Annotated in this window: 19 protein-coding genes; 16 read left to right on the top strand and 3 right to left on the bottom strand. The window is 60.1% G+C overall.

Annotated elements, in window-relative coordinates; all coding sequences use genetic code 11:
* Positions 1–29: 29 nt before the first annotated feature.
* The 10 genes from JJD74_RS13340 (at position 30) to JJD74_RS13295 (ending at position 10,173) form a co-directional block, all read left to right on the top strand.
* Positions 30–1,628: a ShlB/FhaC/HecB family hemolysin secretion/activation protein gene (locus JJD74_RS13340; protein ID WP_200614516.1), complete on the top strand. Its 1,599-nt coding sequence runs from the start codon at positions 30–32 to the stop codon at positions 1,626–1,628.
* A 12-nt stretch (positions 1,629–1,640) separates the two neighbouring features.
* Positions 1,641–3,440 carry a DUF2341 domain-containing protein gene (locus JJD74_RS13335; protein WP_042558970.1) on the top strand — a complete coding sequence of 600 codons (1,800 nt, stop codon included), beginning with the start codon at positions 1,641–1,643 and terminating at the stop codon, positions 3,438–3,440.
* An 11-nt stretch (positions 3,441–3,451) separates the two neighbouring features.
* Complete coding sequence (locus JJD74_RS13330; protein WP_115147927.1) at positions 3,452–3,877, top strand: ExbD/TolR family protein; 426 nt, start codon at positions 3,452–3,454, stop codon at positions 3,875–3,877.
* Positions 3,878–3,880: 3 nt separating this feature from the next.
* Positions 3,881–4,585 carry an energy transducer TonB family protein gene (locus JJD74_RS13325; protein ID WP_042558971.1) on the top strand — a complete coding sequence of 235 codons (705 nt, stop codon included), beginning with the start codon at positions 3,881–3,883 and terminating at the stop codon, positions 4,583–4,585.
* A 39-nt stretch (positions 4,586–4,624) separates the two neighbouring features.
* On the top strand, positions 4,625–6,322 hold the full coding sequence (locus JJD74_RS13320) for a putative porin (RefSeq protein ID WP_200614514.1): 1,698 nt from the start codon (positions 4,625–4,627) through the stop codon (positions 6,320–6,322).
* A gap of 17 nt (positions 6,323–6,339) precedes the next feature.
* Complete coding sequence (locus JJD74_RS13315) at positions 6,340–6,969, top strand: hypothetical protein (RefSeq protein ID WP_047300889.1); 630 nt, start codon at positions 6,340–6,342, stop codon at positions 6,967–6,969.
* Positions 6,970–6,999: 30 nt separating this feature from the next.
* On the top strand, positions 7,000–7,473 hold the full coding sequence (locus JJD74_RS13310) for a YbjN domain-containing protein (RefSeq protein ID WP_200614512.1): 474 nt from the start codon (positions 7,000–7,002) through the stop codon (positions 7,471–7,473).
* Positions 7,470–8,417 (top strand): peptidylprolyl isomerase, encoded by a 948-nt coding sequence (locus JJD74_RS13305; protein WP_200614509.1) that lies wholly within the window; start codon positions 7,470–7,472, stop codon positions 8,415–8,417. Before JJD74_RS13310 ends, JJD74_RS13305 begins: the two co-directional genes overlap by 4 nt.
* A gap of 126 nt (positions 8,418–8,543) precedes the next feature.
* Positions 8,544–9,524 carry a LysR family transcriptional regulator gene (locus JJD74_RS13300; RefSeq protein WP_200614506.1) on the top strand — a complete coding sequence of 327 codons (981 nt, stop codon included), beginning with the start codon at positions 8,544–8,546 and terminating at the stop codon, positions 9,522–9,524.
* 130 nt (positions 9,525–9,654) lie between these two features.
* Entirely contained in the window at positions 9,655–10,173 is a 519-nt protein-coding gene (locus JJD74_RS13295) for a GNAT family N-acetyltransferase (RefSeq protein ID WP_200614504.1), read from the top strand.
* Between the two features lies 1 nt (position 10,174).
* On the opposite strand, the gene JJD74_RS13290 is transcribed toward JJD74_RS13295, so the two are convergent.
* Complete coding sequence (locus tag JJD74_RS13290; protein ID WP_200614503.1) at positions 10,175–10,867, bottom strand: aspartate/glutamate racemase family protein; 693 nt, start codon at positions 10,865–10,867, stop codon at positions 10,175–10,177.
* 202 nt (positions 10,868–11,069) lie between these two features.
* Here JJD74_RS13290 and JJD74_RS13285 point away from each other — a divergent pair, with 202 nt between their 5' ends.
* Positions 11,070–11,561, top strand: coding sequence for a hypothetical protein (locus tag JJD74_RS13285; protein WP_200614500.1), 492 nt, complete (start codon positions 11,070–11,072; stop codon positions 11,559–11,561).
* A 115-nt stretch (positions 11,562–11,676) separates the two neighbouring features.
* Here JJD74_RS13285 and JJD74_RS13280 read toward each other — a convergent pair whose 3' ends face one another.
* Positions 11,677–11,898, bottom strand: a complete 222-nt coding sequence (locus tag JJD74_RS13280; RefSeq protein ID WP_042558980.1) for a hypothetical protein — start codon at positions 11,896–11,898, stop codon at positions 11,677–11,679.
* Positions 11,899–11,914: 16 nt separating this feature from the next.
* Positions 11,915–13,342 (bottom strand): cytochrome-c oxidase, cbb3-type subunit I, encoded by a 1,428-nt coding sequence (gene ccoN / locus JJD74_RS13275; protein ID WP_115147994.1) that lies wholly within the window; start codon positions 13,340–13,342, stop codon positions 11,915–11,917.
* 240 nt (positions 13,343–13,582) lie between these two features.
* Between ccoN and JJD74_RS13270 the strand changes: the two genes are divergently transcribed.
* The 5 genes from JJD74_RS13270 to JJD74_RS13250 all read left to right on the top strand — a co-directional run bounded on the left by JJD74_RS13270 (position 13,583) and on the right by JJD74_RS13250 (position 18,600).
* Positions 13,583–15,256 carry a nitrite/sulfite reductase gene (locus JJD74_RS13270; RefSeq protein WP_200614498.1) on the top strand — a complete coding sequence of 558 codons (1,674 nt, stop codon included), beginning with the start codon at positions 13,583–13,585 and terminating at the stop codon, positions 15,254–15,256.
* On the top strand, positions 15,253–15,732 hold the full coding sequence (locus JJD74_RS13265; protein WP_200614495.1) for a DUF934 domain-containing protein: 480 nt from the start codon (positions 15,253–15,255) through the stop codon (positions 15,730–15,732). Before JJD74_RS13270 ends, JJD74_RS13265 begins: the two co-directional genes overlap by 4 nt.
* Positions 15,733–15,954: 222 nt before the next feature.
* Positions 15,955–16,929, top strand: a complete 975-nt coding sequence (locus JJD74_RS13260; protein ID WP_042558983.1) for a hypothetical protein — start codon at positions 15,955–15,957, stop codon at positions 16,927–16,929.
* Positions 16,930–17,399: 470 nt separating this feature from the next.
* Positions 17,400–18,077: a DUF3313 domain-containing protein gene (locus JJD74_RS13255; protein ID WP_200614492.1), complete on the top strand. Its 678-nt coding sequence runs from the start codon at positions 17,400–17,402 to the stop codon at positions 18,075–18,077.
* Positions 18,078–18,390: 313 nt separating this feature from the next.
* Positions 18,391–18,600, top strand: coding sequence for a cold-shock protein (locus tag JJD74_RS13250; RefSeq protein ID WP_200614489.1), 210 nt, complete (start codon positions 18,391–18,393; stop codon positions 18,598–18,600).
* The last annotated feature ends 105 nt before the right edge of the window (positions 18,601–18,705 follow it).

Genomic DNA, 18,705 nt, shown 5'->3' with positions numbered 1-18,705 from the left:
ACACGTCAACGCGAATGTCAGGGGGTAGTGTGGAACAGATTTTCACGTCACGGCTGGTGCTGTGGGGCTGGCTGCTGGTGGCGGCGGGCGTGCAGCCGGCGTTGGCCGAAGAGGCTGGCGAAAGTGCAGCGGCGCAGCGTCTGGTCGACGTCAACGAATACTTCGTGCGCGGCAATACGGTGCTCGATGCAAGGGCGATTGAAGAGGCGGTGTACCCGTTTCTCGGCCCGCAAAAAGCTCTGGCCGACATCGAAGGCGCGCGTGATGCGTTGCAGAAGGCCTATCAGGAACGCGGTTATCAATCGGTGTTCGTCGAGTTGCCGGAGCAAGCGGTAGCGGACGGCATCGTCTATCTGCAAGTCAGCGAAACCAGGGTCGGACGGGTGCGGGTGGTTGGCGCCAAACATTATTCGCCGCTGGACATCCGCGACGACGTGCCGGCGCTGAAGGAAGGCGAGGTGCCGGACTTCGCCAAGGTCCAGGGCGAACTGGCGCAACTGAACAAGACCCCGGGCCGCCAGGTCATGCCGCTGGTTCGCGAAGGTCAGCGCCCCGGCACCATGGACGTTGATTTGCAGGTCGAAGACCAGAACCCCTGGACCGCCAGCGTGGGTCTGAACAATGACTACAGCGCCGACACGGAAAAACTGCGCACCGTCACCAGCCTCGGTTACAACAACCTTTGGCAGCTCGGGCACAGCGTCAACCTGACGTTCTTCACTGCACCGCAAGAGACCGACAACGCCAAGGTCTGGTCAGGTTCCTACACCGCGCCACTCACTGATCGCTGGAGTGTGCAGTTCTCCGGTTACCAGTCCGACAGCAACGTCGCCACCATCGGCGGCAGTAATGTGTTGGGCAAGGGTCATTCCTATGGTGTGTCGGCCATTTACACGCTGCCGTCCAGCGGCAACTGGTCGAATTCGCTGTCGGCCGGCATCGACTTCAAAGACTTCGACGAGCGCCTGACCCTGTCCGGCGAAAGTGACAAGGTGCCGCTGCAGTACGCGCCATTCACCTTCGCCTACAACGGCTATCGCTACACCGAAAAAAGCCAGCTTGGCCTCGGCCTGAGTCTGGTCGCGGCCACGCGCAGCGTCTTCGGCTACGGCAGCGATGACGAAGACTTCGACTACAAACGCTACCGCGCCAAGCCGAGTTTCGCTGTGCTCAAGGGCGACACCAGTTACACCTGGACCTTCGACAGCGACTGGCAGAGCGCGAGCAAAGCCGCGTTTCAACTCGCCTCGGGGCCACTGATTTCCAACGAACAGTTCTCCGCCGGCGGTGCGACTTCGGTGCGTGGCTATCTGGCCGCCGAACGCACTGCCGATGACGGCTACCTGCTGAGCCAGGAACTGCGCACGCCATCGCTGGCCAGGTTCGCCGGCACGTGGATGCAGGACTGGCGTTTCTACGCCTTCGCCGAAGGCGCGCAACTCTACCTGCGCGACGAACTGCCGGATCAGGACGCCAATTACGCCCTGGCCAGCGTTGGCCTCGGCACCCGCGCCAGCCTGAGCAAATGGCTGTCCGGCAGCCTCGACTGGGGCTATCCGCTACTCGAAGGGCCGAACACCTCGAAACAGGAATCGCGCCTGCACTTCAACCTTCAAGCCACTTTCTAAAGGAGCACGTTCATGCAGCGCCTCATTCTTTCGTTGTTGATCTGCCTGGGCTTCGTGCTCCCGGCCACGGCTCAGGCCTGGTGGCAGGACGACTGGCATTACCGCAAACAGATCGCCGTCGACACCACGCCGCAAGGTGCGGCAATCAATCAGCCAATTGGCCGCACCGCGCTGCTGGTGCGTCTGCACACCGGCAACTTCACCTTCGACGGGGTGAAAGAAGATGGATCGGACCTGCGCTTTGTCTCGGCCGATGACAAAACCGTGCTCAACCACCAGATCGAAAGCTTCGATGCGCTGATGGGCATGGCGCTGATCTGGGTCGATGTGCCGAATGTCGAGGGCGGCCAGCGTCAGGACATCTGGATGTACTACGGCAACCAGAAAGCTCCGGCGACCGGCAACGGCCAATTGACGTTTGACCCCAATTACACGGCGCTTTATCACTTCGACGGCGCCACCGGCACCCCGGCCAAAGACACCACCGCTTACGGCAACACCGCGCAGAGCGCGACCGGCGCGGCGATTGACGGCGTAGTGGGGCGAGCGTTGCAGTTCAGCGGCCAACCACTGTTGCTGCCGGCCAGCCCTTCGTTGCAACACAACGCTGGCAGCGCATTCACCTTCAGTGCCTGGCTGCGACTGGACCAGGCCACTGGCGAGCAATTGATTCTGGCCCGCCGTGAAGGCGCCAACAGCCTGTTGATTGGCGCCAACCAAGGCGTGCCGTTTGTGGAAATCGACGGCCAGCGCGCCGTCGCCACTCAGCCGCTGAATCCGGGCCAATGGCAACACGTTGCACTCACCGCTGAAGGCGCCAAAGTCACGCTGTTCATCAACGGTCGCGAAGGGGCGACATTGGCGTTGGCGATGCCGGCGTTCAACTCGGTCATGGCCGTGGGGGCGGATCTGCTAGAAGGTCCTTTCCAGCCGTTCGTGGGTGCGATCGATGAGCTGCGCCTGTCGAAAGTCGCGCGTCCGGCGCCGTTGTTGCTGGCCGACGCAACGTCGCAAGGTGCCGAGTCGAAACTGGTGGCTTACGGCGTCGATGAAGAGCAGTCCGGTTACGGTTTCGGCAGCCTTGGTTTTCTGCTCAACGCGGTGCCGGTGGACGCCTGGGTAATCATCGCCGTGCTGGTGCTGATGATGTTCCAGTCGTGGATCATCATGCTGCGCAAGAACCGCACTCTGGGACGTGTCAGCAAAGCCAACGAGGATTTCCGCGAGCAGTTCGCCAAGGTCGGCACGCGTCTTGAAATGTTCGCCGACGACACCCAGCTCGCCCAGCGCTTGCAGCATTCGTCGCTTTGGCGTTTGTATCTGGTGGCGGTGAAAGAGATTCGCACCCGCCGCGAGCAGGGCGCCGATACGTCTTCGGTTTCTGCCGCGACCATCGAAGCCATTCGCTGTTCGATGGACGGCGTGCGCACCCGCGAGAATCAAGCCCTCAGCTCAAAACTCTCGACCCTGTCCAACGCCATTGCCGGCGGCCCGTACATCGGTCTGCTCGGCACCGTGCTGGGGATCATGGTGGTGTTTCTCGGCACCGCGATGGCCGGTGACGTCAACATCAACGCCATCGCCCCGGGCATGGCCGCAGCCTTGCTCGCCACCGCCATGGGCCTGTTCGTCGCGATCCCGGCGCTGTTTGGCTACAACCGCCTGATCACCCGCAACAAGGAAGTCAGCGCCGACATGCGCGTGTTCGTCGACGAGTTCATCACCCGTCTGGCGGAGATGCATGGCGAGAGCCAGTTCAGTGAGTCGGCGCATCAGCGCGGCCATCACGCCAACACTTCCGTAATGGCCTGAGGAGCACTGACATGGCGTCCGTAAATGCCTCCCACGACGATGATGAAGATGCAGCGGTGGACAGCATCAACATCACTCCGCTGGTCGATGTGCTGATGGTGGTGCTGGTGATGTTCATCCTCACCGCCACCGCGCAGGTCTCCGGCATCCAGATCAACTTGCCCAAGGCCAGCGCTTCGGTGTCGCTGTCGGAGGCCAAGACCAAGGCGATTTCGGTCAACGATGGCGGCCAGGTGTTCCTCGATGCCTACCCGGTGACACTGGCCGAGCTGGAGGAACGCTTGCGCATCGAGAAGGCGCAGAACCCGGATTTTCCGGTGATTGTGCGCGGCGACGCGACGGTGCAGTACCAAAAGGTCATCGAGGTGCTGGATCTGTTGCGCCGGCTCGAACTGTCCCAGGTCGGTCTCGTGACCGGCAAACCGAGTCAGGGCTGAGACATGACCGCACAACTGCCCATCGAGCCGCTGCCCGTGAAAAAGTCGCCGCTGCGTTTTGTGAAGTGGGGCGCCGGGCTGCTGCTCGGCGCGCTCGCCGCGTATCTGCTGTGGCAGTGGGCCAACGACATGAGCGGTATCCGCCGCGAAGCGCCGAAGGTGCCGACGATCATTCCGTTGCCGCCACCACCGCCACCGCCGCCGGAGAAACCACCCGAACCAGAAACCCCGGTGGAAGAAAAACTCGTCGAGCCCGAGCCAACGCCTGAGCCCGAAGAGGTCAAGCCTGAAGAAGAGGCGCCGCCATCGCCGGCGGACGATCTGGCCAACCCGATGCAAATGGACGGCGATGCGCAGTCCGGCAACGACGCTTTCAACATCGGCGCCGGCAAGGGTGGCGGCATGGCGGGTGCCGGGGGCGGACGCCTGGGGACGGGCACGTACAGCCAGTTTCTGGCGTTCACGTTTCAGAAGCTGCTGCGCGAGAACCCAGACCTGCGCAACCTCGCGTTCACCTTGCAGGCTGATGTCTGGCTGAGCAGCGTCGGTGAAATCACCCGGGTCGAGCTGATCAAGTCCAGCGGTAATCCTGAAATAGACACCCAGGTTTTAGCGGCGCTGCGCAATGCGCCGCACTTAAGCGAACGGCCACCGGCCTCCATGACTTTGCCCGTGCGCCTGTCCCTGCAAGGGCGGCGCCCGGGTTAACCGAATCCTTACAGTTTTGCCAAAAGGAGTTGTGTGCAGATGATTTCCAACGTGAATCGATTGTCCCTGGCGGTCGGCATGGTCATCGCGACCCTGGTCGGTCAGGCCGTGGCAGCGCCTGCGCCCTCGGAGAACGCCACGATCAATCTGATCCGCTTGCTGGTCGAGCAGGGCATTCTGAAACAGGACAAGGCCGACGCGCTGATCGCTCAGGCGCAAAATGAAGCCGCACAAGCCAGGCAGGCTGCGGCCTCCACGGCGGTCGCAGCCGGGCCGGTTGCAGCGCCGGGCGACGTGCGTGTGCAATACGTGCCTGCGGCGGTGCGTGACCAGATTCGTGATCAGGTCAAAGCCGAAGTCATGGCCACCGCCAAACAGGAAAACTGGGCTACGCCCAACACTTTCCCGGAGTGGGCCTCGCGCATCAGCTTCGACGGCGACATTCGTCTTCGTGACGAATCGCGTTACTACTCAGGCAACAACAGCAACGAAATCGTCGACTTTGCCAAACTCAACAACAATGGCCCGTACGACGTGAACCCCAACAGCAGCACCAGCCTGCCGCCGTTGCTCAACACCCGCGAAGATCGCGAAAACCAGTTCCGCATCCGCGCACGCCTTGGCATGAAAGCGGTGATATCGCCGGAATGGACCGCGGGTATCCGCATTGGCACCGGCTCCGACAACAATCCGGTGTCGACCACGCAAAACCTCGGCGGCGGCTTCGCGAAAAAGGATATCTGGCTCGATCAGGGTTACCTGAACTGGAAGCCGACAGAAGAGCTGACCCTGACCGGTGGCCGCTTCGCCAACCCATTCATGTCCACCGACATGCTTTATTCAAACGACCTCAACTTCGATGGCGTGGCTGCGATTTTCGACCACAAGCTCAACCACGATTGGGGCGTGTTCGGTACCGTCGGTGCGTTCCCGGTGGATTACACCAACGACACCAGCAGCAGCAACGGTTTCGACAAGGAAGAGAGCGACAACAAATGGCTGTACGGCGCGCAGCTTGGCGCCAAGTGGGCGATCAACAGCAACAACCGTTTGAAGGGTGCGTTGGCTTACTACCGCTTCGACGATATCCAGGGCCAGCGTTCCAGCCCCTGCGAACCCTGGGCCGGCGCACCCGGTTGCGACAGCGACGGCAGCCGCGCGGCGTTCATGCAGAAGGGCAACAGCGTGTTCCTGCTACGTGACATCACGCCTGACCCGGCCAACCCGACGACCACGGCGCAACCGCAGTTTGTCGGCCTGGCCTCCGAGTTCAACCTGCTCGACTTGAACCTGGTGTGGGACGCCGATTTGCCGGCAGATTTCAAGTTGCGCAGCCAGGGCAACTACATCCACAACCTCAGTTATGACGAAGGCGACATGCGCAAGCGTTCGGCCGGACAGATCGTCAACAACCTCGACAGCAACGGCGAGATCGAAAGCGGCGCCAATGCCTGGATGGTGCAATTCACTCTCGGCAATGAACTGGACCTGAAAAAGCAGGGCGACTGGAACCTCTTCGCCGGCTACAAGTACATCCAGCCGGATGCCTTGCCGGACGGCTTCAACGATTCGTCATTCCACCTCGGTGGTACCAATGCCAAAGGGTATTTCCTCGGCGGCAACTACGGTCTGGCGAAGAACGTCTCGGCGACCGGTCGCTGGATGAGCACCGAGGCGGTGTATGGCGCGCCGTTCGACATCGACGTCTTGCAGCTTGAGATCAACACGCGCTTCTAAGGCGCCGGGAGAGGGTTATGCGTACGCGATTTTTGTGGCTGGGGCTTGGGATGTTGATCGCCACAGGTGCCAGTGCCGAAGGCATGGAAGAACGCTTGCGCACGCAATTGCGCAGCACCACCCAGCAACTCCAGGCCCTGCAAAGTCAGCAGGCCCAGGCCAGCGCCGCACAATTGGCGGCGCAGAACGAGGTGAAGGCCGCGCAGGCGCAAATCAAGCAATTGACCGCTGAACTGGCCAAGACCAAAAGCCTTGCCGACCAGTTAGTCGGGCAGCAGCAGAGCCTGCACAGCCAGGCGCAGGCGCAAGTGGCTGCCAGCAACGAGCAGACCGGCAAGTTCAAAAAGGCCTATGACGAGTTGCTTGTCATGGCCCGTGCCAAAGAAGCAGAACGGTCTAAGCTTCAAGCGCAATTGACTGAACGTGACACACAAGTGCAGCAATGTTCAGCCAAGAATCAGCAGATGTACGGCGTCGCCAAACAGATCCTCACGGCCTACGAAAACATCGATGTCGCCGAGGTGATGAAGATCCGCCAGCCCTTCGCGGGCAGCGCACGGGTCAAGTTCGAAGAACTGGCCCAAGGGTTTGGCGATGACCTCTACAAGACTCAATTCGACGCGCCGCAAGCCGCGCTCTCGCACTGATTAAAAAGCCTGATAAACAAGGAAGAAACAATGACTCAATTGATCAGCCACGTTTCCCCGCAATCGTTGACCGACGTCCTGCAAGCCGCCGGTTATCGCGTCAATCAGACTGAACAGAACGGCATCGTCCAGTTGCTCAGCGCCAGCCAGGGCATTGGTTACGCCGTGCGTTTCGGCAACCCTGCGGTGGAGCAGGGCAGTTACGTCGATTTCACGTTCAGTTGTGCGCTGCGCGTGCAGGGTGAGTTGCCGCAAGGTGTGGCCGAGCAGTGGAATGCCACCCGGCGCTTTGCGCGGTTGTCGTTGCAGGGCGAGTTTCTGGTGATGGAAATGGACGTGGTACTGGCCGCCGGCGTGAGCAACGACCACCTGCGTGGCAACCTCGAATTGTGGGATCGCCTGCTGCAGGAGTTCATCGTCTATCTGCGTGATTTCGCCCAGAGCGGTGCAACGGCTCAGACCGCCAAAATGGCCGTTGCAGAGCAAGAGGAAGTCGCGCTGTGAAAAAACCAGCCATGGTGATCGGCGCGGGAGCTGTAGCGCTGTTGGTGGTGGCCGTGGCGCTGGTGGTGCGATCGGGCAATGACCCGGTCGCCGCCCAGCAATCGTCGTCGGTGGCGGCGGTTGCTACGGGGCCGGCGGTGGCTCGGTTGGGCAGTCAGCAGGTCACACCGGCGGAATTGCAGGCGTTGCTGGCAACCGTTCCACCCGCGACCCGTGAGCAACTGCGCGGCAATCGCGAAGCGCTGGAGCGTTTGATCCGCGCACGCCTGGCCGAGAAAGCGGTGCTGGAACAGGCCGACGCGCAGGGTTGGGCGCAGCGTCCGGACGTCGCGCAACAGACCCGAGCGGCGACCGAGCAAATCGTCTTCCGCGATTATCTGCGTTCGGTCAGCGAGGTGCCGGCCGACTACCCGAGTACGGCCGAGCTGCAAAAGGCTTATGACGAAGGCAAGGCGAATTGGCAGACCCCGGCGTTGTATCGGGTCAGCCAGATTTTCCTCGGGGTGAATGATCCGCAGAACCTTGATGCGGTGCGCAAGCAGGCTGCGGAACTGAGCAAAAAGGCGCAGGCCACGCCGGGGGATTTTGCGGCGCTGGCGACCCAGTATTCGCAGGATCGCGTGACGGCCGAACGTGGCGGCGACACTGGTTTGCAACCATTGCAGCAACTGGTGCCGGAGGTGCGTGGCGCGGTGGCGCGGCTCAAGGTCGGCGCAGTGTCTGACCCTGTGCAAAGTGCGGCCGGTTTCCATGTGATCAAGCTCACCGAGCAGCAACCGGCGCGCACCGCGACGCTGGATGAACTGCGCGACCAGCTGACTCAGGCGTTGCGTGCCCAGCGCCAGGAGCAGATTGCCCAGGCTTATCTGGAGGGGATGCTCAACACCGCGACGCTGAGTATCGATGGTGCCGAACTCAAGAAAGTCCTTGAGGAAAAACAGTAATCCAGGTTCAACACTGAACTCTTGTGGGAGCTGGCAAGCCAGTTCCCACAGGGTTCTCCATCGGGTTCAGAATGTTTTCAAAGTGCTGGAAGCCATCAAACAACAAAGATCGACAGGGAGTCATCGATGTCATTCACCGAACCCGCAGGACGACAGGGCAGCGCCGAATTTCGCTGGGCGCAGGACGGCAGCGAACCCTGGCTGGCAAACGCCGCGAGCATCGACACCGACGTCGCTCAGTACTTTCTGGTCAGCGCCCGCTGCGGTTGCTTCATGCAGGCCGCGCGCAGCCTCAACGTGCGCTCGACCTTGCTGCGCAAACAATTGGCGCAGCTTGAGCAGGAACTCCAGCACACCTTGTTCAGTTTTCAGGCCAGTGTGCTGAGCCTGACCCGTGAAGGCCAGCAGTTGCAGGCAAAACTGACCGCCCTGGCCCACGAACGCAAACTGCCGGTGGTCGAGCAGCCGCTGATTCGCCTCGCCGTCGCCGAGTCGATCCTGCACGATATTCTCGGCCGCGACCTGATCGCGCTGTTGCGCCGCAACGCCAGTGTGCGCCTTGAGATCATCGCGCTCGACAGTGAACTGTCCTTGCGCGCGGTCAGCGCCGACGTCGTTCTGTGGCTTGCTCCCGGAGACTCACCCAGCCCCGGTCCGTCCTTCGCCACCCATCAACCGCAACGGCTGGCGTGTCTGGACTATCTGCCGCACATCGCCAAACGCTATTCGCGTGTCACTGCACGCCCGGACAGTCCCGACGACCTCGCTGATTTCATGTTGGTGCAATGGCAGCACGACCGTCAGTTCGACAGCTTTCGTCCGTGGAACGAGTTGGTGGAACAGCGTCTGGCCGGGGTAGTGCAGATGCAGTCCTACGAACTGATGCTAGAGATGATCCGTTGCAGCGCGTGCATCGGATTGCTGCCCATGTATATGAGTCGCTATGACCGTGGGCTGGTGGCGCTGCCGGGCTTATTTGAGCAGCCGATGCAACTGAATGCCTGGCTGGCCGTGAATGCCGACTCGCAGAATGTCAGCGAAGTGCAAACCCTGATCGAACTCATCCACCACACCTTCAATGAGCGCCAGGAATGGTTCCAGCCCTGAACCAAACCCCATGCATCCCCCATTCCCCCTGTGGGAGCTAGCAGGCTAGCTCCCACCGTTTGATATTCGCCAGACGCAATCGCACTGGTTTAGAGTGGCCAGCCACACATCGATCCAGGAAGGATCTGCCATGCCTGACCACGACCCCGCCATTCACCTCGAGCGTTTCAACGAATCCCACGTCGAGGGTGTCACCGCGCTGTACAACGATGCCGCCGTCGCCCGGCAGGTGTTGCAGATGCCGTTTCAGTCCGCCGAGGTGTGGCGCCAGCGGATACAAGCCGATAACGAGCGGGCGGTGAAACTGGTGGCGCTACATCAGGGTGTAGTGATCGGTCACTTGGGCCTGGTGCATTTTTCGCGGATTCGCCGCAGCCACGCCGGCAGCTTCGGCATGGGTGTCGCGACCGCGTGGCAAGGCAAGGGCGTTGGTTCGACGTTGTTGGCGGCAGCGCTGGATGTGGCCGACAACTGGATGAATCTGCACCGCGTCGAGCTGTCGGTGTACGCCGACAACGAGGCGGCCATCGGTCTCTACCGCAAGTTCGGTTTCGAGACCGAAGGCCTGTTCCGTGATTACGCGGTACGCGACGGGCAATGGGTCGACACCCTGAGCATGGCCCGCCTGCGCAATCGTCCGAAAACCTGACTCAGTCGCCCAGCGCGAACGCCACCGCCGACTGCGCATGCAGCTCGGTGGTGTCGAGCAGGGGCAGGGCGCTGTGTTCGGGTTTGATCAGCATGCCGATTTCCGTGCAGCCCAGAATGATTGCCTGGGCGCCGCGAGCGGTCAGGGATTCGATCACCTGCTGGTAGATCTTGCGCGACGCCTCGCTGATCACGCCGACGCAGAGTTCGTCGTAGATGATCCGGTGCACTTCTTTGCGCTCAGCGTCGTCCGGCACCACGACCGTCAAGCCTTGGGCGATCAAGCGCTGCTTGAGAAAGTCCTGCTCCATGGTGAACGCCGTGCCCAACAGCCCGACCGTACGCGCCTCGATCTTCAACGCCGCTTGCGCCGCGGGTTCGGCAATGTGCAAAAACGGAATGCTGATTGCCGCCTGAATCTGTTCGGCGACCTTGTGCATGGTGTTGGTACACAGCACCACACATTCGGCGCCGCCCGCTTCGAGCCTGCGTGCGGCGTCCACCAGGATCGCTGCCGCATCGTCCCAACGCCCGGCATGCTGGGCCTGTTCGACCGGGCCGAAGTCGACGCTGTACATCAGCATCTGAGCCGACCGCAGCGGGCCGAGCTGATCGCGGACTTGCTGATTGATGAGGCGATAGTATTCGGCGCTGGACTCCCAGCTCATGCCGCCGATCAGACCGATGGTGCGCATTCGATTTCCCCGGGCAGATGCCCAGACGAAAGGCCGGGCCGGAGCCGAGTGTCCATTTGTTCACCGGCGTGCGCCAGCGTAAATCAACTGTACCGATCATCCAGATGCAAAGTGTTTCGGTGGTCGCTTTCGAGGTTAAACGTACGCCGGTGCTTCGATCTGTCACTATCAGGTATTGCAGGCTCCTCAGAGGAATGTACCCATGAACGACGTACAACAACTGGGCGAAATGCTTCGTCACTATGCCGAGAGTGAGTCGCACAAGAAGCAACTGTTCGAAACGCAGTCGCAGGTATGGGCGACACGGATTACCGAATTGTTCGGGCAGATTCAGCAATGGCTTGAACCGGTGAAGGCACCGAGTTTGCTTGAGGTCAGCCGTGAGGCGTATGTCGCGTTCGGCCCGAGCACACCGGTCGAGACTTCAACCTTCAAGACCGAGAAACTGACCATTGTGATTGCCGGCAAACCGGTGGAGTTCGTGCCCGATGTGATGGGCAGTTCGGGACAGATTTCGTTGGCGGTGATGGGTTTGACAGCGGCGCGCTACGGCAGTATTTCGCTGGTGGGCCTGCCGGACGGGGAGTGGCAGTGGCGCAAGACCAACGGCCTGAAAGACCCGGATACCTTTGTGTTTGATGCAGACTTCCTGGCGTTGCAGTTGCAGAGCCTGATTCCTCGAGACCGCGGCTGAGCCCCCAAGGAAACACGCATTCCCCCTGCAGGAGCTGCCGCAGGTTGCGATCTTTTGATCTTTTTTTTAAACGCAAGATCAAAAGATCGCAGCCTGCGGCAGCTCCTACAGGAGGTTACATATCCAGGTTGACCCAACCCGGCTTCGCCACCTCCGGCGCCACCGCTTTCACGGCCTTGCCCGTCGCCAGCTCAACCCTTCGCGCCACCTCCGGGTCATCGGCAAACGGCACCATGCTCGCCTCATCCAGACTGTCTGCGGTTTCACGGCGCAAGCAGTACTCCACCGCCAGCCACAGAAACACCACGCCCAACCCATTCAAGAAAAATTCGAACATGACCCGGCTCCCTGCCTCAGGCGATCTGCGCTTCACGGTGTGCCAGTGCCACGTCCGCGACCCGCACGGTGCGCCAGATGTTGTAAGCCATCAGCAGCATCCCGGTCAGGAAGAACACCCCACCAGCAAAGCGCACGATGAACCCCGGATGGCTGGCCTGCAGCGCCTCGACAAATGAATAGGTCAGCGTGCCGTCCTCATTGATCGCCCGCCACATCAGGCCCTGGGTGATGCCGTTCACCCACATCGAAGCGATATAAAGCACCGTGCCGATGGTCGCCAGCCAGAAGTGCAGGTTGATCAGCGGCGTGCTGTACATCTGCTCGCGGCCAAACACTTTGGGCACCATGTGATACGTCGCTCCGAAGGTGATCATCGCCACCCAGCCGAGTGCCCCGGCGTGAACGTGGCCGATGGTCCAGTCGGTGTAATGGGAGAGGGCGTTGACGGTCTTGATCGCCATCATCGGACCTTCAAAGGTCGACATCCCGTAGAACGCCAGCGACAGCACCAGAAAGCGCAGGATCGGGTCGGTACGCAACTTATGCCAGGCGCCCGAGAGCGTCATCATCCCGTTGATCATCCCGCCCCAGCTCGGCGCCAGCAGGATCAGCGACATCGCCATGCCCAGCGACTGCGCCCAGTCCGGCAGCGCGGTGTAGTGCAAGTGGTGCGGGCCGGCCCAGATGTACAGGGTGATCAGCGCCCAGAAATGCACGATCGACAACCGGTACGAATACACCGGCCGATTGACCTGTTTAGGTACGAAGTAATACATCATCCCGAGGAAGCCTGTGGTCAGGAAGAAACCCACCGCATTGTGCCCGTACCACCACTGCACCATGGCATCGGTCGCGCCGGAATACACCGGATAGGATTTGAACCAGTCGACCGGAATCGCCAGGTGGTTGACCACGTGCAGCATGGCGATCACCACGATGAACGCGCCAAAGAACCAGTTGCCGACGTAGATGTGTTTGGTCTTGCGCTGCACCACAGTGGTGAAGAACACCACGGCATAGGCAACCCAGACCACGGCCATCCACACCGCACCGGAGAATTCGATCTCGGCGTATTCCTTGGTGGTGGTGTAGCCCAGCGGCAGGGTGATCAACATGATCACGATCACCGATTGCCAGCCCCAGAACGTGAACGCGGCGAGCTTGTCCGAATACAGCCGCACCTGACAGGTACGCTGCACAGCATAGTAACTGGCAGCGAATTGCGCGCTGCCGGCGAACCCGAAAATCACCAGGCTGGTGTGCAACGGTCGCAAGCGGCCGAAGGTGGTCCACGGCACGTCCAGATTCATCTCTGGCCATACCAGTTGCGAGGCGATCCATACCCCCATCGCCATGCCCACGACACCCCAGAAAACAGTCGCGATGACGAATTGGCGGACGACCTTGTAGTTATAAGCCTGTCCGATTGTTGCTGTGCTCATGGTCAGTTCATCCACGGTTGCAAAGTCTTGCCAGGCCACCCGGTCTGGCATGGGTTGCACTGTAGAAACCCCACCGGAAACAAAACAGGCTCAGGAATCTTTCATTTATGCGGATCAGATTGAAGTGCTGCCTGCGGCCATCTGACGCGCCCTGATACGGTTTTTATCCGTTCAGGTGAATCTGTAACGCGCTGCGCCGCTCCGTCATAGTGCTGTTACGAAAACTGGGGGAGTCGCTGCATGTATCAATACGACGATTACGACCGCGCACTGGTGTTCGAGCGCGTTGCGCAGTTTCGCGATCAGGTCGAACGCTTCATGGCCGGGGAATTGAGTGAAGAGGAGTTCCTGCCGCTGCGTCTGCAAAACGGTCTGTACCTGCAAAAGCACGCTTACATGCTGCGTGTGGCGATTCCCTACGGCACCCTCAGCGCCGCGCAAATGCGCACGCTGGCGAGCATCGCGGCTGACTATGATCGTGGTTACGGACACTTCACCACGCGGCAAAACATGCAGTTCAACTGGATCGAACTGGCTGAGGTACCGGATATTCTCGAACGCCTGGCGCAAGTCAACATGCATGCGATCCAGACCTCCGGCAACTGCGTGCGCAACATCACCACCGAAGCCTTCGCCGGGGTCGCGGCAGATGAGTTGATCGACCCGCGCCCCCTGGCGGAAATTCTCCGGCAATGGTCGACGATCAACCCGGAATTTCTCTTCCTGCCGCGCAAGTTCAAGATCGCCATCTGCTCGGCGAAGCAGGATCGCGCGGCGATCATGATGCACGACATCGGCCTGTATCTTTACCCTGGGCGCGATGGGCAAATGCTTTTGCGAGTGATCGTTGGAGGCGGGCTGGGACGCACGCCGATCCTCGGTTTGCAGATCCGTGACGGCTTGCCGTGGCAGCACTTGCTGTCCTACGTCGAGGCGGTGCTGCGGGTTTACAACCGCCATGGCCGGCGCGACAACAAGTACAAGGCGCGGATCAAGATTCTGGTCAAGGCACTGGGCATCGAAGCTTTCGCCAAAGAAGTCGAAGAAGAATGGCAGCACCTCAAGGACGGCCCGGCGCAGTTGACCGAGGCCGAATATCAGCGGGTTGCCAGTGCTTTCGTGCCACCGACGTATCACACGCTGCCCGACACCGATCTGGATCACGGCACGCGGCTGGCCGAAAACCCGGCGTTTGCCCGCTGGGTCGCGCGCAACGTGCAACCGCACAAAGTGGCGGGTTACACCAGCGTAGTCTTGTCGACCAAACCCGGTCAGGCCGCGCCGCCGGGGGACGTGACGCAGTTGCAGATGCTGGAGGTCGCCGATTGGGCGGAGCGCTTCGGTTTCGGCGAGATCCGCATCGCCCATGAGCAAAACATCGTCCTGCCCGATGTGCCGAAAGCCGATCTGTATGCGCTGTGGCAACTGGCGTGCGAGTTAAATCTGGGGACGGCCAACGTCGGCTTGCTGACTGACATCATTGCCTGCCCGGGCGGGGATTTCTGCGCACTGGCCAACGCCAAATCGATCCCGATCACCCAGGCGATTCAGGCGCGTTTCGACAATCTCGACTACCTGCACGATCTGGGTGACATCAGCCTGAACATCTCTGGCTGCATGAATGCCTGCGGCCATCACCACATCGGCAATATCGGCATCCTCGGCGTCGACAAGAACGGCAGCGAGTGGTACCAGATCACCCTCGGCGGCGCGCAGGGCAAGCACAGCGCGCTGGGCAAGGTCATCGGCCCGTCGTTCAGCGCAGCAGAGGTGCCGCAGGTGATTGAGCGGATCATCGGCACTTTTGTGCGTTATCGCGAGAGTGAGGAATTGTTTGTCGACACTTTGGCGCGGATCGGACTGGAGCCGTTCAAGGAGCGTGTGTATCCCAAAGCTCTGGAGGTGTCGGCATGAACAATCTGCTGCGGTTGCACGAGGGCGTGGCGCAAATAGTCACGGACGATCCGTGGACGCTGGTCCGCGATCCTGTGTTGGCTAGTGCTTCAGGATTGCTGATTCTGCCTTTGATTCATTGGCTGGAACGGCCTTCGACCCACGCCGTGTGGCTCGGCCCGGATGATGACGTCGAAAGCCTCGTGCCCTGGCTGGCGTCACTGCCACTGATTGCGCTGGACTTTCCGAGTTTTCGTGACGGTCGCGCCTACAGCCAGGCCTATCTGTTGCGCAGCCGTTTCGGCTGGACTGGAGAATTGCGCGCGATTGGCGACGTGTTGCGTGATCAGCTCAGCCATATGCGCCAGTGCGGGTTCGACAGTTTTGCCGTGCGAGAAGACAAATCGGCTGAGGATGCGCTGAAGGGGTTGGCAGGGATGAGCGTGCTGTATGGCCGCTCAGTCATCGAGCCGCGCCCGTTGTTTCGTAGACGCTAATGAATCAAAAGATCGCAGCCTTCGGCAGCTCCTGCATGGGAATGCAGCTCTTGTAGGAGCTGCCGAAGGCTACGATCTTTTGATCTTGGCCATACCGGGGAAACCCCTAGAACCCTGGCTCATTCGGGATTTTTCCTTGGGTCGATGGTGGCCTTTTGGTAGAGTCGCCGTCGCCAGCGGGTTTTCGGCTGGACGGTAGAATCGAAGAAGGGAGTCTGATCAGTGAGTCCGGGCAAGAAAATCCTGGGCCTCACCGCGTTGCTTTTGATGCTGACGCTGTGGGCCAGTTACTTTTATGTATTCAATCAAAACCGCGACGGCCAACTTGGCGGTGTCGGCGAAAGCACCGCGTGGTGTGGGACGCCACCGTCCACTGAAGCGGCGCTGCTGGGCAAGGATCAACTGACCTTGCGCGTCACCAATAACCTGCGTGGCGAGTTCATGCTCAGCGGTTCACTGGTGGTCTCCGAACGCACATTCAACCGCTACGATCTGGGCCGCAACGAACTGCGTCTGCGTCTGGAACCGTTGCAGTGGTCCTACGGCGCGACGCCGATCTTCCTTGAGCAGGTCAAGGTCCAGCCCCTGAGTCGCAACCTCTCAGCCACCAACAAAAGCGCATTTGCCGAACTTGAACCGCGTCCGATTGGCGTGCAGGGGCAGGTCACCGAATTCCCGTTCGACACCTACCGTTACGGCTACAAACCGGTGCTGTATTACGTCAAAGGCAGCGAGCGCATCGACCTGCGCTTCAAGAACATCACCACGCTGATGGAGATGTCCAACACCTTCACGCCGATCCAGAAGTACAACCGCGTCGACTACATCAACGAGAAAACCTCGCTGATCCGCGACGAAGACTACAAGGCCTACGGCCCGCACGAATGCGCATTCAGCGTTGAGCGCAAGGGCTCGTTCAAAGCCGTGGTGCTGTTGTTTCTGCTGGTGCTGTGTCTGCCGCTGTTGCTGGTGTTCTATCGCGAAGAGCCGGGGATCGACTTCCTCGCCACGCTGGTAGGTGTTGCGCTGGTGCGGGTGCTGCTGATCGGGCCGGTGGAGGATTTCCGGTTGTACAACATCGACTTCCTGTTTGGCGCTGCGATTTTGCTGGTGGGCACGGTGTCGTTGTACAAGGCGATGCGCGCCAATACCCGGCGAGAGATAGCGTTGCGCAGTGGTGAAACCTCTTCCTGGTGACGGGCTGAGATCAAAAGCCCCTCACCCTGACCCTCCCGAAACGTCGGACCGACCGGTGGGAGAGGGGACTGACCGAGTAGTGCGACGATCCACCCCGACTTGAAAGACCGAGTCGACTATGGATTCACAGAGCATTGTTCTCGTCGGTGAATCTCCTGAGCATCCCCCAATCGGTCCCCTCTCCCTCGGGAGAGGGCTAGGGTGAGGGGACAACAATCTCCAGCCGGTCACTTCAGCGCCGGGTCACCCATGTAAATCCTCTTCCAACCCCGCAACAGCACCTGCACCCTTGATGCCTCGCCGCTTTGCACCGCGAGAGCCGCGCATTGCGGTCCAACGGTTTGTACCTTGGACGATCCCTCCAGAATCACGCTTTTTTTGTGGTCTCAAATCGCAATTGCTGCGGTTTTAGCTATACCTGTAACTCCCCCTCAAGCAATACATCCAGGCCTTCTGACAGGAGTTACAGCATGAAGCTAGCAGTAATGATGGGCACGCTGTGCATCGCCACCCTCGGCGTGGTGGGCTGCTCAAGCAAAACCGTCGCTCCCGATGAATATTCGGGGTTTCTAAAGGACTACAGTCAGCTGAAGGAGGCCAAGTCACCGTCCGGCGCCGAGGTGATGCGCTGGATGGACCCGAAACTCGACGTCAACAAATTCACCAGCGTTTACGTCGAGCCGAGCCAGCTCTATCCCAAACCACAAGCGACCGCCAAGGTCCCGCAACAAACTCTCAACGGCATTACCAGCTACTACGATCAGGCGCTCAAGCGTGAGCTCGGCAAGTCGTTGCCACTCGCCACCGGCCCTGGTCCTGGGGTGATTGTGGTGCGTCCGGCGATTACTGCTGTGAGCAGCAAGACCAAAGGCCTGCAGGTTTATGAAGTGATCCCGATTGCACTGGTGGCGGCGGCAGTGAGCACTGCCACGGGGATCCGCGATCAGGAAACTACCCTGGCCACTGAAGCAGTATTCATGGATGGCGGCACCAACAAGGTTGTCGCTCAGGTTGTGCGTAAAGGGACTGGCAAACCGCTGGAGAACGACTCGCAAGTAATGCAGGCCAATGACGTCAAAGCCGTGATCGATGGCTGGGCTTCGGATCTGCATCAGTCCCTTCTCAAGCTGAAAGCTGAAGCTAAATAATCGCGCACCCTGTGGAGCTGCCTGCGGCAGCTCCTACAGTGGGCAGCATCACTGCCCGACAAACCACCGAAAATACCGAATCGCGCGATCTCCCTGCATCACCTCGCGAATATCCCGTCCCCACGCATCCCGATCACCCTCATGCGCAGAATCACAGCGAAATTGTTTACCGAGCAGTAAGTGACGCAGACGCACTGTAGATATTTACACCCTGTCAGGTTTGACAGTTGTCGAGATTAGGGGAGGGGCGTTTGATGCTTGTGTACCGCGCAGCATTATTGGCGTGCGCGCAAATGAGCGAAGAGAGGTGGGTATGGCTACGGGGGTTGTGAAGTTTTTTAATGCAACGAAGGGTTTTGGCTTTATTCAACCAGATGACGGCAGCAAAGATGTATTCGTTCATGTTTCCGCGGTTCAGCAGGCCGGACTGGATAGCCTCAGCGTGGGTCAGAAAGTTTCATATGAAATAACAGTTGATAATCGCAGTGGCAAACAGGCCGCTGAAAATATCCAGGCAATCTGACTAGTCAAATGTAGGAGCTGCCGAAGGCTGCGATCTTTTGACTCTGATTGTTTAAAACAAGATCAAAAGATCGCAGCCTGCGGCAGCTCCTACAGTAGGTCGCGC

This window comes from Pseudomonas sp. MF6776, from assembly GCF_016613125.1.
Lineage (GTDB): Bacteria > Pseudomonadota > Gammaproteobacteria > Pseudomonadales > Pseudomonadaceae > Aquipseudomonas > Aquipseudomonas iridis.
The sequence above is the reverse complement of the archived record's forward strand: the minus strand, read 5'-3'. Positions and strand labels throughout refer to the sequence as shown.

Excerpts from the sequence above, each read along its gene's own strand:
- JJD74_RS13335 (WP_042558970.1), top strand. The coding sequence starts at position 1,641 with ATGCAGCGCCTCATTCTTTCGTTGTTGATCTGCCTGGGCTTCGTGCTC.
- JJD74_RS13300 (WP_200614506.1), top strand. The coding sequence starts at position 8,544 with ATGTCATTCACCGAACCCGCAGGACGACAGGGCAGCGCCGAATTTCGC.
- JJD74_RS13320 (WP_200614514.1), top strand. The coding sequence starts at position 4,625 with ATGATTTCCAACGTGAATCGATTGTCCCTGGCGGTCGGCATGGTCATC.
- JJD74_RS13315 (WP_047300889.1), top strand. The coding sequence starts at position 6,340 with ATGCGTACGCGATTTTTGTGGCTGGGGCTTGGGATGTTGATCGCCACA.
- ccoN (WP_115147994.1), bottom strand. The coding sequence starts at position 13,342 with ATGAGCACAGCAACAATCGGACAGGCTTATAACTACAAGGTCGTCCGC.
- JJD74_RS13330 (WP_115147927.1), top strand. The coding sequence starts at position 3,452 with ATGGCGTCCGTAAATGCCTCCCACGACGATGATGAAGATGCAGCGGTG.
- JJD74_RS13270 (WP_200614498.1), top strand. The coding sequence starts at position 13,583 with ATGTATCAATACGACGATTACGACCGCGCACTGGTGTTCGAGCGCGTT.
- JJD74_RS13280 (WP_042558980.1), bottom strand. The coding sequence starts at position 11,898 with ATGTTCGAATTTTTCTTGAATGGGTTGGGCGTGGTGTTTCTGTGGCTG.
- JJD74_RS13265 (WP_200614495.1), top strand. The coding sequence starts at position 15,253 with ATGAACAATCTGCTGCGGTTGCACGAGGGCGTGGCGCAAATAGTCACG.
- JJD74_RS13310 (WP_200614512.1), top strand. The coding sequence starts at position 7,000 with ATGACTCAATTGATCAGCCACGTTTCCCCGCAATCGTTGACCGACGTC.
- JJD74_RS13295 (WP_200614504.1), top strand. The coding sequence starts at position 9,655 with ATGCCTGACCACGACCCCGCCATTCACCTCGAGCGTTTCAACGAATCC.
- JJD74_RS13290 (WP_200614503.1), bottom strand. The coding sequence starts at position 10,867 with ATGCGCACCATCGGTCTGATCGGCGGCATGAGCTGGGAGTCCAGCGCC.
- JJD74_RS13325 (WP_042558971.1), top strand. The coding sequence starts at position 3,881 with ATGACCGCACAACTGCCCATCGAGCCGCTGCCCGTGAAAAAGTCGCCG.
- JJD74_RS13285 (WP_200614500.1), top strand. The coding sequence starts at position 11,070 with ATGAACGACGTACAACAACTGGGCGAAATGCTTCGTCACTATGCCGAG.
- JJD74_RS13250 (WP_200614489.1), top strand. The coding sequence starts at position 18,391 with ATGGCTACGGGGGTTGTGAAGTTTTTTAATGCAACGAAGGGTTTTGGC.
- JJD74_RS13255 (WP_200614492.1), top strand. The coding sequence starts at position 17,400 with ATGAAGCTAGCAGTAATGATGGGCACGCTGTGCATCGCCACCCTCGGC.